Raw genomic sequence first — 15,526 nt, forward strand, 5'->3', positions numbered from 1 at the left:
AAAAATTCCCCCAAATTTAATATGAATTTTTAATCTATCCTTATAAAATTTATATTAGCGTGAAAATGTGTTTTAAACGAACAAAATCACATCCTATTGGTTAAAGAACTAACACATTATTTAATAAATTAACAACTAAAAAATAAAATTATGGCTTTTGAACTACCGGATTTACCATATGCTGCTAATGCATTAGAACCGAATATAGATGAAAAAACAATGAATATCCACCACGGTAAGCACCATGCTGGTTATACTTCAAAATTAAATACGGCAATAGAAGGAACAGATCTAGAAGGTAAAACTATAGAAGAAATTCTTGACGGTCTTGATATGGATAACAAAGCAGTAAGAAATAATGGCGGTGGTTTTTATAATCACAGTTTATTTTGGAAAGTGATGTCTCCGAATGGAGGTGGAGCACCTACAGGTGATGTTGCTGATGCGATAAATAAATCTTTCGGATCATATGAAGATTTCCAGACTAAATTTGCAGCTGCAGCTGGTTCAAGATTTGGTTCAGGATGGGCTTGGTTGTGTGTACAAAAGGGAGGAAAATTAGATATTTGCTCTACACCGAATCAAGATAATCCATTAATGCCAGACGTAGGATGTGGCGGAACACCAATCTTAGGAATCGATGTATGGGAGCATGCATACTACTTGAATTACCAGAACAGAAGACCTGATTACGTACAGGCTTTTTTCAATGTTATTAATTGGGAAGAAGTTAATAAGAGATACGCAGAGGCTAAGTAATGAGCTATGAGCTATGAGCTATGAGCTATGAGCTATGAGCTATGAGCTATGAGCTATGAGCTATGAGCTATGAGCTATGAGCTATGAGCTATGAGCTATGAGCTAAAATAAATAAAGAAGTCCAGGAAGTAATTTTTCTGGACTTTTTTTGTTTTGTTTTTTTGGTGAATCAAGAACGAAAGGATTAAATGAGATTGGAATCAACCTTGTCTAATAAGACAGACAGTTTTAGTCCTATTGTATCAAAATCAACGTGAATCTGTTTTATTTTGCTATTCACTTTACGGACTTATTGCGAACATAACTGCGATAGATGGGGTATTAGTACAAAAGCCGGTAAGGTTTCAAACTTAAGTTTCTGGCTTTTAAATGTGTTTCCTACTATTGGCAACATATTTGCATATGATAGATTTAACAAATGTGATGAACATTTAATATGAAGACAAAGCATTTGTTATAGTGTCTATTAAAGATTTCTTAAAATGAAATTAAAGATTGACAAGTATTAAAGAAAACATTAATTTGAACTAAATTACTAAACCATGTTAATTCTATCAGTAGTTATTCTTTTATTCTTTGCATTCGGTGATAAATTGTTGAGCAAAGTATAAATGTGTGGTTTCCCTAAACCAAAAGGCACTCGGAAATATCTGAGTGCCTTTTTTTATTTATATTTATAAAATTCCAATTTTACATATCAGAATTCGCTTAATTTAAGATCTTACTTTACTGCTTCATACATCTCTAAGACATCTTCTTTGGTAAATTTTCCCATCAAACCTGTCTGAAAATCATATTCTACGTCTCCAACAATTTTAACTGCTCTAAAGTCATAGTTTATATTATTCTCGTCAATTTTCTTTTCGAAAATAAATCCATTTTCGTCTTCTTGAATAATCTGTGAGAAATAAGTTCCACCTTCTACTTCTTGCTTTTTCTCTGCTATGATATCAGCTATATTATAGGTTGTAGCAGTAGAGGAAATAATCTGGATATTATAATGATCTCCTTTTTTCACAGTGACATCCTTTGCGATACCCAAGTCGGTAACCGAAACTTCTGGGTCTGCAGGTGCTTTTATTTTCAATGATAAGCCATGTTTTAGTAAGTCATAATCATCATACTTTGATTCAGGAGCACAACTAACAATGATAGCTAAAATCAATAAAATCCAAACTTTCTTCATTTTCAATATTTATTTTAAAGGATCAAAGATAGTTAAAGATTGTTTAGGAAGCATTGATTTAACTTCCTATGGTAAAATGTTTATAACGGATGTATGATAAAGCGCAACTAGCAATACTAGATAATTGCTTTATTTTCAAGTGATAAGAAAACATTGACCATCCTAATCAACAAAATTTCAATTCTAGAGAAAAGTACTTGCTATTCTTAAGCTTTATGCCACCGTCCTTAAATTACAATCATGAAAGATATCAGGTAAAGTCAATTACTAAACTCCGAATAACTAAGTAGCAGTAAGCAGCCCAGGTTTCACCCATTCTACTTACTGTCTCAGTTTGTCCCCTTTTCGAACATCAACTTCAATACCCTTATTCTTCTACTATTTAGAATTTCTAAATGAGTTACAATTATCAATTTCAAGTGCAGCAAATGCTACATTGGGTGATCTGTATTTTTCGTATTCAAAAACTAAGCAGCAGTAAGCAGCCCAGGTTTCACCTATTCTACTTACTGTCTCAGCTTGTCCCCTTTTCGAACATCAACTTCAATACCCTTATTCTTCTACTACTTAGACTTTCTAAATAGCCTTTTTTACTTATTTAAAAAGCGTAACACAGCGTTGCAATGCTAATTCACTAATTAACGTACAACTGTGATGTCTCCTTTCAATACTCTCTCCGTTCCATCTACCAACTGAACTTTCGCATACCATACGAATACTGCTGGATTCACTGGAATTCCTTGGAAAGTACCATCCCATCCCATTTCTTCAATTCCTGGATCAAAGTTTCCATTTTCGAAAACTAATTCACCCCATCTGTTGAAGATTTTCAACTCATTGATTTTATCCAATTGGTTACCTGAGAACAATGTAAAGTAATCATTGTCACTGTCGCCATTAGGAGAGAATATATTCGGAGCATACACTTTACTTCTTCTATCAACATAAACTCTAACATCTGCAAAGTCAGTACATCCATAGATATCCGTCAATGTTGCTGTATACAATGTTGTCTGATATGGCCATACTGTAGGATCCATACATTCTATGCAGCTTATGTTTGCATCTGTAGGTTCCCAAACAACTGACTCTACTAAATCATTGTCAATGTTAATCGTTGCTTGTAATTGTGTCGAATCTCCTAAGTCAATTCTTTGATCCTCACCAGCGTCTATTTGAAGATCTAAACCTTCGAATAAGGTAACTGATTTACTCAAAGTACATCCGTTAGAATCCTTCACTGTCACTTCATAATTTCCAGGTCCTAAGTTTTCCCAAATATTACTTTCTTGGTAAGCATTACCATTCAGAGAGTAAGTGTAAGGGCCAACTCCACCTTCTACATTAAGAACTGCAATCAATCCTTCGAAGTCACTGAAACATGGATTAATTGTTTCTATATCAAATCCTGTAACTGGAATGATGTTATCAATGATTGTTACACTATCTATAGTAGAACATCCATTTACTGTATTCGTCACTTCTAGGTAGTAAGTACCTATCGAGTTAATCTCAGGAGAAAGTGTATTTCCTCCATTAACTATACTTCCATCATTCGTTGTCCAGTTGTAAGCAAATCCACTTCCTACAGAAGATCCATCTCCTACTAGGTTCACATTCGTAAGCTCACAAGTAAGCGTAAATGATGGACCTGCTTCAGCTACTGGGTAGTCTCTATCTAATAACACATTCACTGTATCCGTTGCTACACAGAAGTTATCACCATTTGTAACTGTTACAACATACTGGCCTGGTTGGTCTACATTAATTGCAGATGAATCAGGATTCGTAATGATGTTACCATCTAATGTTGTCCATGTGAACGACATTGCTGGATCATTCGTTAATTCTGTTGCACTTACTTCCACTTCATAATTCACACAATTCAGAACTTCTGGTGTTGCTGTTGAAATTTCAGGATATGCTACCTGATCAACAACAAGTACTTTATCCGTATTGGTACAATCTGAAATCGTATCTGTTACAATGATCGTGTATTCACCTGGAATCGAAGTTGTAAACAAGAATAGATCACTTGGAATAAATTCTTCTCCGTCAGGACCGATCCATGTTACTACTTTATTCATACTTGAATTCGTTGCATCTATCGTCACTTCGCTTACTGCACAATTGATGAACTGATCTTCACCAGCATCCGCATTCGGGAAGTTATCATCTATCAGTACTTCTACTGAATCAATTGCGAAACAACCTGTAACATTGTTCGTCACTAATAATGTGTACCAACCTGGTTGATCTACAAGTGGAGATAATGTATTCGCTCCGCTGATGATATTACCTTGAGCAGTTGCCCACTCGTAAGTAAATGCACCAGTAGAACTTCCATTTGCATTCAAGCTACCTTCTTGCATTTCACATGTCAATATAAATCCGTCTCCTGCTTCAGCAACTGGTAATGGATTAATGATGACTTCTACGGTAGTCTGTTCATCTTCACATGGACTTTCTGAATCCACCATGTAAGTGAATTGGTAAGTTCCAGCACTCACTCCATCAGTATTAAATGTTCCGTTCGCTGCATCAAAGCCGCTTCCTGCAGTACTTGTCCATGTTCCACCTAAGTCTTCACCAGAAAGAATATCAAATAAGTTAATCAATTCGACATCTGTTTCACATACTTCAGCTGGTGCTAATGGCTCTCCAGAAGATAATCTATCCATTACCATAACAAATATGGTTGTATCGAATGTACATAATGGGTCGATCACATCTAGTGTAAAGGTTAATCCATATGAACCTGCATCCGCATCGGTTGCATTAAAGATGTCTCCATTCACAATCGCTGGATTAGAACCTGCAGGTGTTGTTGCAATGGTCCAAGATCCGTCGTCAGAATCATTCTCTATTGTACTTAAGTCAAATATTGCATCATCGTTACAGAAAGGTCCAGCCTCACCAATATTAATGATTGGGCAAGAACAATCTAGAACGGTTACATTCAAGATGTATGTATTCGCTTCACAAATTCCACCAGTATTATCAACTGTATATAATAATTGGTAGTCACCAGGTATCACACCGTGGAAGTCAGCTATATTTCCGTTGATAGAAACTCCAGAGTCAGAAATATCCGTCCATGTTCCATCAGTCGGTCCTTCTACGATTACTGTATCAAGATCTATAATTGCTCCTTTGAAATCAAGGTTACAAATCTCAGTGTATTCGAATAATCTAGCTGTTGTCGGGTAACTTACTTCAACATTGACCGCCCCAGAAACCTCACCATCACAATGTGCATCATTCGCAGAAACTAAACTAATGTTCATGTCCACAAATGCCTCTACTGTAAATCTGTATGGCGATGTCTGAATGTCAGCTAAAACAAAAGTTTCATTGTTCGCTTTCACTTCTATTGTCCAAGGTGCTGTACCTGTCAAGTTCACTTCTACTACAACCTCTTCTCCTTCACACACCATGTATTCACCATCGATCATTGCTGTAGGAATTTCATACCATACAACAGGTTGTCCGATAGCTACAACGGTACATTCTTCCGTTAAGTCAACTAATCCGTTACTTAACTCATTACCTGCAACTGCTGATACATAGTAAGTCTTACCATATTCCATCTTAGCAGGATCAAAGAAGAACGTTGCTGTTTCGCTAAGTGCTATCGTATTCACAAGAAGTGTATCATTTCCTTCATGTAAAGCGAAGATCACTTTATCGTTATAGTCTAAGAATTCAAGTGTTGCATCGTAAACTCCAGTCGCTGTTAATTCAGGTCCACAAAGCTCGATCAATTCTTGATTCATTGTACCTACCATTGTTAAACATCCACACTCGATTCCTTCATCTGCAACAGTTATGATTTCACAACCATTAATGTCCGTTACTTCGAAAGAATAATCTACAAGTGACTCAATGTCTTCACTTATGTAAATGTATGGTTGCTCACCAGTAGGGTTATCTATCGCCACTCCATTCACGATGTATCCTGTAGGATCACCTCCCCAGATTTCGAACGTTACTTTATAACCAGGAGTTAACTCGTTACATTCAGCCATCACATTCTCTACTCTAGGTACGAAGAAGAACTCAACTGTTGCTTCTCCCATTCCTTCTGAAGAACATCCATCTGCATTAGAAACAGTTCCTAAAGTATAGATACCTGGTTCCGTTACATCAAATGTAAATGTTGCATCCGTAGTATTATACGTGTCATAAGCAACACCATCTTTAAGTACTTCCACATTCCAGTTGTCACCGTTTAAGAAGTTGATGGTCAATGTTACCACATCTCCAGAGCCATCACAGATACTTCCTCCACCAACTAATGTTGCTTCAGGAATATCTTGACCGATTACTTCGAAAGATACTTCACTGTTACAAAGTGTTCCTCCACCGTATATGTACACAGTAGTTCCAGGTACAACTTGATCACCAACGTTAAGTTGATCACCTGTCTGACCAGGTCCTGTATAATAGCTTTCTGTTCCGTCTAGGTGCTCACCTGTAATTGTTTCAAGTGTATAGAATTCACATACATATTGATCACCAGGATTATCAAGTACTGGAGTATCGATGATGGTAATTTCTAATTGTTCTTCTGTAGAACAATCACCTGCTGCAACGTATAAGTAAAGTGTTGTACTCGTTGTAATGACATCACCTTCGTTATACTGTGTTCCACCGCCATTCACTTCAGTATAGTATGCTGCTGTTGCAACTCCTGTTCCTGTAATTTCTGGTAAAGTGTAACTATCACACTCTGTTACTGGCGCTTGTACATCGATAACTGGTGTTTCAATAATGATTACTTCGATCACTTCTTCATTAGAACAATCACCTACCGCATCGTAAATGTAAAGCGTCGTGCTTGCTGTGATTGCATCACCTGCGTTGTACTTCGTACCTCCACCGTTGGTTGCTGTATAGTAAGCTTCATTGCCACTCAAGTTCGCACCTGTGATAGTAGGAAGCGTATATTCATCACATTCCGTCTGAGCTGCTTGAGGATCGATCTGTGGTGTATCCAAGATTTCAATCTCTAAAGTAGTTTCATCCGAACAATCACCTGCTGCTACATAAATGTAAAGCGTTGTGCTTGCTGTGATCACGTCTCCAGTGTTGTACTGAGTTCCAGCACCATTCGCTTCTGTGAAGTAAGCTGCTGTTGCAACTCCTGTTCCTGTAATCTCAGGTAGCGTATAACTATCACACTCTGTTACTGGTGCTTGTGTATCAATTACTGGCGTTTCAATAATTGTGATCTCGATCATTTCCTCATCAGAACATGTTCCTACTGCATCGTAGATGTATAGAGTAGTAGTTGCTGTTATAGCATCTCCTGCGTTGTACTTCGTACCTCCGCCATTAGTTGCTGTATAGTAAGCTTCATTGCCACTCAAGTTTGCACCTGTAATAGTAGGAAGCGTATATTCATCACATTCTGTCTGAGCAACTTGTGGATCGATCTGTGGTGTATCCAAGATTTCAATCTCTAAAGTAGTTTCGTCTGAACAATCACCTGCTGCTACATATATGTAAAGCGTTGTGCTTGCAGTAATCACATCACCAGGGTTGTACTGAGTTCCTGCTCCGTTCGCTTCTGTGAAGTAAGCTGCATTGTCAACTCCTGTTCCAGTGATAACAGGTAGTGTATAACTATCACACTCTGTTACTGGTGCTTGTGTATCAATGACTGGTGTTTCAACAATTGTAATTTCAATTGCTTCTTCATCAGAACATGCTCCAGTCTCATCATAAATGTATAGGGTTGTGCTTGTTGTGATTACATCACCAGCGTTGAACTGAGTTCCTGCTCCATTCATTTCAGTGTAGTAAGCTTCATTCCCACTTAAGTTACTTCCAGTTATTACTGGTAATGTGTAACTATCACACTCTACTGCTGCAACTTGAGCGTCAATCTGAGGCGTTAAAAGAATTTCAATTTCTATTGCTTGCTCATCCGAACAGTCTCCTGCTGCTACATAAATGTAAAGTGTAGTTGTTGCAGTAATTGCATCTCCAGGATTATACTGTGTTCCTGCTCCATTTGCCTCTGTGTAGTAAGCTGCATTGTCTACTCCCGTTCCGGTGATAACTGGTAGTGTATAACTATCACACTCTGTTACTGGCGCTTGTGCATCAATTACAGGAGTTTCTATGATTGTTATCTCTACTGTTTCTTCATCAGAACAAGCACCCACTCCATCATAAATATATAATGTCGTTGTTGCAGTGATTACATCGCCAGCGTTATACTGAGTACCTGCACCATTCATTTCTGTGAAGTAAGCTTCGTTTCCGCTTAAGTTCGTTCCTGTTATTACAGGTAAAGTATAACTATCACATTCGGTCTGAGCAGAAAGTGGATCGATTTGAGGCGTTGCCAATATTTCTATTGATACCGTTGTCTCATCAAAACAGTCTCCTGCTGCTACATAAATGTAAAGTGTTGTGCTTGCTGTAATTACATCTCCAGCATCATACTGTGTTCCTTGACCATTCGCTTCTGTAAAGTAAGCTGCATTGTCTACACCTGTTCCTGTAATTACTGGTAGTGTATAACTATCACACTCTGTTACTGGAGCTTGCTCAGTAATGATTGGCGTTTCAAGAATCTCAATAGAGATCGCCTCTTGGTCATTACAAATATCTACTGCATCCCAGATATAAAGTGTCGTTGTTGCTGTGATAACATCTCCAGCATTGTACTGTGTTCCTTGACCATTCTGATCAGTGAAGTACGCTTCATTTCCACTTAAGTTTATTCCTGTAATTGTTGGTAGCGTGTAACTATCACATTCTACAATTGCTACTTGAGGATCAATTTCCGGAGCATCAATTTTTTCAATTAAGAAACTAACTTCTGCTGAACAGTCACCTGCTGCAACATATATGTACAATGTCGTTGTCACAGAAATTGCGTCTCCTGCATTGTATTGTGTTCCTGCTCCATTAGGTTCTGTAAAGTAAGCCGCATTTTCAACTCCTACTCCAGTAATTTCTGGTAGAACATAATCATTACAATCTTTTACATCATCTACAGGGTCTATCTGTGGAGTTTCAACAATTGTAATTTCTACAATTTCTTCATCGAAACATGTTCCAGCTCCATCAAAAATGTAGAGTGTTGTATTTGCAGTAATCACATCACCAGCGTTGAACTGGGTTCCTGCTCCATTCATTTCTGTGAAGTAAGCCTCATTTCCACTTAAGTTCGTTCCTGTAATTGCAGGTAGTGTGTAACTATCACACTCTACGATTGCTGCTAAAGGATCAATCTGTGGTGTCTGCAAGATTGCAATGTTCAATATTTCTTGAGCAGAACAATCACCAGCTGCAACATAGATATAAAGTGTCGTGCTTGCTGTAATTACATCTCCAGCATCATACTGTGTTCCAGCACCATCTGCCTCTGTATAATAAGCTGCATTATCAACACCCGTACCTGTAATAACTGGTAGCGTATAACTATCACATTCTGTAACATCTGCTTGAGGATCAATCTCTGGTGTTTCTACAATCGTTATTTCGATTGCTTCTTCATCTGTACAAGTTCCTACCGCATCATAGATGTATAATGTTGTCGTTGCACTGATCGCGTCTCCAGCACTGTATTGAGTACCTGCTCCATTCATTTCTGTGAAGTAAGCCTCATTTCCACTTAAGTTCGTTCCTGTGATAGCAGGTAGTGTGTAAGTATCACACTCTACAACTGCTGCTTGAGGATCAATCTGTGGTGTCAATAATATTTCAATGTCGAAGCTTTCTTCAGCTGAACAATCTCCTGCTGCTATGTAAACATATAATGTTGTACTCACATTGATTGCATCACCTTCCACATACTGTGTTCCTCCTCCATTTACTTCTGTATAGTATGCTGCTCCAGTTACTCCTGTTCCAGTGATTGCTGGAAGTATGTAAGTATCACAAGCCGATACATCAGTTATTGGATCTAGGATTGGAGTTGGAATGATTTCTATTTCAAGAACTTCCTCATCAAAACAAGAACCTACAGCATCGTAAATGTAAAGTGTTGTCGTTACGCTAATCACATCTCCAGCATTGTACTGAGTACCTGCTCCATTCATTTCTGTGAAGTAAGCCTCATTGCCACTTAAGTTCGTTCCTGTGATAGCAGGTAATGTGTAACTATCACACTCAACGATTGCTGCTTGTGCATCTATCTGTGGTGTCAATAAGATCGTAATCTCTAGAGACTCTTCATCAGAACAATCACCAGCCGCCACATACATATATAGTGTAGTAGATGAAGTGATTGCATCACCTTCATTGAATTGAGTTCCGCCTCCATTCACTTCTGTAAAGTAAGCTGCTCCTGTCACCCCTGTACCTGTAATTGCTGGTAAGATGTAACTATCACACTCTGTTACTGGTGACTGAGCATCAATAGCTGGTGTTGGAATAATCTCAATTTCAACTATTTCTTCATCAGAACATGTTCCTACAGCATCGTAAATGTAAAGTGTAGTCGTAGCACTGATTGCATCACCAGCATTATATTGAGTACCTGCTCCATTCATTTCTGTGAAGTAAGCCTCATTTCCGCTTAAGTTCGTTCCTGTTATAGCAGGTAGTGTATAAGTATCACACTCAACTACTGCTGCTTGAGGATCGATCTGTGGTGTCAATAATATTTCTATTTCAAAACTCTCTTGATCTGAACAAGCACCTGCTGCAACGTAAATGTATAGCGTTGTGCTTGTTGTAATCACATCACCAGGATTGTACTGTGTTCCAGCACCATCTGCTTCTGTATAATAAGCTGCATTATCAACTCCTGTTCCAGTGATAACTGGTAAAGTGAAACCATCACACTCAACTACATTCGTTAAAGGATCAATTTCTGGAGTAGGGATGATTGTTATCTCTGCGATTTCTTCATCAGAACAACTTTCTACAGCATCATAGATATATAATGTCACTGATTCAGTAATGATTGTTCCTGGAGTTAATCTGTCTCCATTTCCACCCATTTCTGTGAAGTACGCTTCATTTCCACTTAAATCCGTTCCCGTGATAACTGGTAATAAGTAACCATCACATTCTACAGCAGCTGCTTGAGGATCTAACTGAGGAGTTGCAAGTATCTCAATATTTACAAGCTCTTCAGCTGAACAAGCACCAGCTGCAACATACATATATAGTGTAGTTGATGTATTGATTACATCTCCTTCATTATACTGTGTTCCTCCACCATTCATTTCAGTATAGTATGCTGCTGTTGCAACACCTGTTCCTGAAATTGCAGGTAAGGTATAACTATCACACTCTGTCACATCAGATATTGGATCTAGAACTGGCGTCTCAATAATTTCGATTGAAATTAACTCTTGATCATTACAGATATCAACTGCATCCCAAATATATAGGTCTGTAGTAACTGTGATGACATCACCAGCGTTATACTGAGTTCCTGCTCCGTTTGCCTCAGTAAAGTAAGCTTCATTTCCACTTAAGTTCGTTCCTGTGATCGTTGGTAGTGTGTAACTATCGCATTCTGTAACTGCCGTTTGTGGGTCAATTTCAGGTGCGTCTACTTTCTCAACTAAGAACGAAACCTCAGCAGAACAATTTCCTGCTGCAACATATATGTATAATGTTGTTGTTGCTGAAATAGCATCTCCTGCATTGTATTGTGTTCCTTGACCATTAGGCTCTGTAAAATAAGCTGCAGTTTCTACACCTACTCCAGTAATTACTGGTAAGATGTAGTCATTACAATCTTTTACATTCGGAACTGCATCAATCTGAGGCGTTTCTATGATTTCAATTGCTAGTACTTCTTCGTCTGAACATGTTCCTACTGCATCGTAAATGTATAGTGTTGTTGTTGCACTGATTACATCTCCTGCATTGTATTGTGTTCCTGCTCCTCCCATTTCTGTGAAGTATGCCTCGTTGCCACTCAAGTTTGTACCTGTAATTGCAGGTAATGTGTAACTATCACACTCTACGATTGCTGCTTGTGCATCGATTTGTGGAGTTAACAAGATCGTGATCTCGATTGACTCTTCATCTGAACATGCACCTGCTGCTACATACATATATAATGTTGTAGATGTACTGATTACATCGCCTGCATTATACTGTGTTCCGCCTCCGTTTACTTCTGTGTAGTATGCTGCTGTTGCAACTCCTGTTCCTGTAATCTCAGGTAACGTGTAGCTATCACACTCTGTTACTGGTGCTTGTGTATCAATTGTTGGTGTTGGAATTATTTCTATTTCCAATACTTCTTCGTCTGAACAGGTTCCTACTGCATCGTATATGTATAGTGTTGTTGTTGCACTGATTACATCTCCTGCATTGTATTGTGTTCCTGCTCCTCCCATTTCTGTGAAGTATGCCTCGTTGCCACTCAAGTTTGTACCTGTAATTGCAGGTAATGTGTAACTATCACATTCTACGATTGCTGCTTGTGCATCGATTTGTGGTGTTAATAAGATCGTGATCTCGATTGACTCTTCATCTGAACATGCACCTGCTGCTACATACATATATAATGTTGTAGATGTACTGATTACATCGCCTGCATTATACTGTGTTCCGCCTCCGTTTACTTCTGTGTAGTATGCTGCTGTTGCAACTCCTGTTCCTGTAATCTCAGGTAACGTGTAACTATCACACTCTGTTACTGGTGCTTGTGTATCAATTGTTGGTGTTGGAATTATTTCTATTTCCAATACTTCTTCGTCTGAACAGGTTCCTACTGCATCGTAAATGTATAGTGTTGTTGTTGCACTGATTACATCTCCTGCATTGTACTGTGTGCCTGCTCCTCCCATTTCTGTGAAGTATGCCTCGTTGCCACTCAAGTTTGTACCTGTAATTGCAGGTAATGTGTAACTATCACATTCTACGATTGCTGCTTGTGCATCGATTTGTGGTGTTAATAAGATCGTGATCTCGATTGACTCTTCATCTGAACATGCACCTGCTGCTACATACATATATAATGTTGTAGATGTACTGATTACATCGCCTGCATTATACTGTGTTCCGCCTCCGTTTACTTCTGTGTAGTATGCTGCTGTTGCAACTCCTGTTCCTGTAATCTCAGGTAACGTGTAGCTATCACACTCTGTTACTGGTGCTTGTGTATCAATTGTTGGTGTTGGAATTATTTCTATTTCCAATACTTCTTCGTCTGAACAGGTTCCTACTGCATCGTAAATGTATAGTGTTGTTGTTGCACTGATTACATCTCCTGCATTGTACTGTGTGCCTGCTCCTCCCATTTCTGTGAAGTATGCCTCGTTGCCACTCAAGTTTGTACCTGTAATTGCAGGTAATGTGTAACTATCACATTCTACGATTGCTGCTTGTGCATCGATTTGTGGAGTTAATAAGATCGTGATCTCGATTGACTCTTCATCTGAACATGCGCCTGCTGCTACATACATATATAATGTTGTAGTTGTACTGATTACATCGCCTGCATTATACTGTGTTCCGCCTCCGTTTACTTCTGTGTAGTATGCTGCTGTTGCAACTCCTGTTCCTGTAATCTCAGGTAACGTGTAACTATCACACTCTGTTACTGGTGCTTGTGTATCAATTGTTGGTGTTGGAATTATTTCTATTTCCAATACTTCTTCGTCTGAACAGGTTCCTACTGCATCGTAAATGTATAGTGTTGTTGTTGCACTGATTACATCTCCTGCATTGTACTGTGTGCCTGCTCCTCCCATTTCTGTGAAGTATGCCTCGTTGCCACTCAAGTTTGTACCTGTAATTGCAGGTAATGTATAACTATCACACTCTACGATTGCTGCTTGTGCATCGATTTGTGGAGTTAATAAGATCGTGATCTCGATTGACTCTTCATCTGAACATGCACCTGCTGCTACATACATATATAATGTTGTGCTTGTACTGATTACATCACCTGCATTATACTGTGTTCCGCCTCCGTTTACTTCTGTGTAGTATGCTGCTGTTGCAACTCCTGTTCCTGTAATCTCAGGTAACGTGTAACTATCACATTCTGTTACTGGTGCTTGTGTATCAATTGCTGGTGTTGGAATTATTTCTATTTCAACAATTTCTTCTGTTGAACATGCTCCAACTCCATCAAAAGCATACAATGTAATAGTTGTACTAATTACATCCCCTGCATTGTACTGTGTTCCACCTCCATTCACTTCTGTGAAATAAGCTTCATTTCCACTTAAATTCGTCCCTGTGATCGTAGGTAACGTGTAACTATCACATTCTACGATTGCAACTTGAGGATCAATTTGTGGTGTTGATAAAATTTGAATATCAACACTTTCTTCATCTGAACAAGCACCTGCTGCCACGTACATGTATAATGTTGTCGATGTACTGATTACGTCGCCTGCATTATACTGTGTTCCGCCTCCATTCACTTCCGTATAGTATGAAGCAGTTGAAACTCCAGTTCCTGTGATTTCAGGTAACGTGTAGCTATCACATTCGATTACATCTGATAAATCATCAATAATCGGTGTTGGTATAATTTCAATCGAAATTAACTCTTGATCATTACAAATATCAACATTGTCATAAATGTATAGATCAGTTGTTATATCAATAATATCTCCTGCTAAATATTTTGTTCCAGTTCCATCAGGTCCTGTGTAGTAACCTTCATTTCCACTTAAGTTCGTTCCTGTGATCGTAGGCAATGTGTAACTATCACATTCTACAATTGCAACTTGAGGATCAATTTCAGGTCCATTAATTTTTTCTATTAAGAAACTAATCTCTGCGCTACATTCTCCAGCTGCAACATAAATAAATAGCTGAGTTGAAGTTGAAATTGCATTTCCAGGGTTGTATTGAGTTCCCATTCCACCAGATTCAGTGTAATAAGCCGCATTTCCAACACCTGTTCCTGTAATCTCAGGAAGGATATAGTCATTACAATCCTTAACATTAGTCTGAGGATCAATAATAGGAGTTTCAACTATTGCAATTGTAAACTGCACTTCTGAAATACATACTCCTTGCGCATCATATACAAATAAAGTAATATCAGAACTAATGATATCTCCAGGGTTGTATTGTGTTCCACCTCCGTTCGTCTCTGTATAATAAGCCTCGTTACCAGTAAGGTTCGTTCCAACTATTTCAGGAAGTACGTACTCATCACAAGAAGTTACATTATCAGGTTGTTCAAGTACTGGTGTTTCAGTTATTGTAACTGTAAAGGCTTCCTCTTCAGAACATGTGCCTGCTGCTACATACATGTATAATGTTGTGCTTGTGCTGATCCAATCTCCTTCTGCATATTGTGTGCCTGCTCCTCCCATTTCTGTGAAGTAGAATGCTCCTGATACTCCCGTACCCGTGATTGCTGGTAATTGTAAACTATCACATGCTGCTCCTGAGTTAGGATCAATGCTTGGTGTTTCTACAATGGTTACAACAAACTCCGCTTCTGATGGACAACCATTATCATCGCCATAGATGTATAATGTTTGACTCATATCTATTAAGTCTCCTGCATTGTATACCGTTCCACCTCCATTCATCTCTGTATAGTAAGCTTCATCGCCTGCTAAGTTTGTGCCTGTTATAGCTGGTAATTCAAACTCATCACATGCTGTGCCAGCTCCGCCA

At 38.5% G+C, this 15,526-nt stretch carries 3 protein-coding genes; 1 reads left to right on the forward strand and 2 read right to left on the reverse strand.

The features are described from left to right. Window positions 1–150: 150 nt before the first annotated feature. Entirely contained in the window at window positions 151–759 is a 609-nt protein-coding gene (locus L2586_RS22280) for a superoxide dismutase (protein WP_235295177.1), read from the forward strand. 721 nt (window positions 760–1,480) lie between these two features. On the opposite strand, the gene L2586_RS22285 is transcribed toward L2586_RS22280, so the two are convergent. Both L2586_RS22285 and L2586_RS22290 read right to left on the reverse strand, forming a co-directional pair. Beyond that, window positions 1,481–1,945 carry a hypothetical protein gene (locus L2586_RS22285; protein ID WP_235295178.1) on the reverse strand — a complete coding sequence of 155 codons (465 nt, stop codon included), beginning with the start codon at window positions 1,943–1,945 and terminating at the stop codon, window positions 1,481–1,483. Window positions 1,946–2,583: 638 nt separating this feature from the next. After that, on the reverse strand, window positions 2,584–15,438 hold the full coding sequence (locus L2586_RS22290) for a T9SS type B sorting domain-containing protein (RefSeq protein ID WP_235295179.1): 12,855 nt from the start codon (window positions 15,436–15,438) through the stop codon (window positions 2,584–2,586). Between the last annotated feature and the right edge of the window lie 88 nt (window positions 15,439–15,526).

The sequence above is a fragment of the Portibacter lacus genome (assembly GCF_021533215.1).
Lineage (GTDB): Bacteria > Bacteroidota > Bacteroidia > Chitinophagales > Saprospiraceae > Portibacter > Portibacter lacus.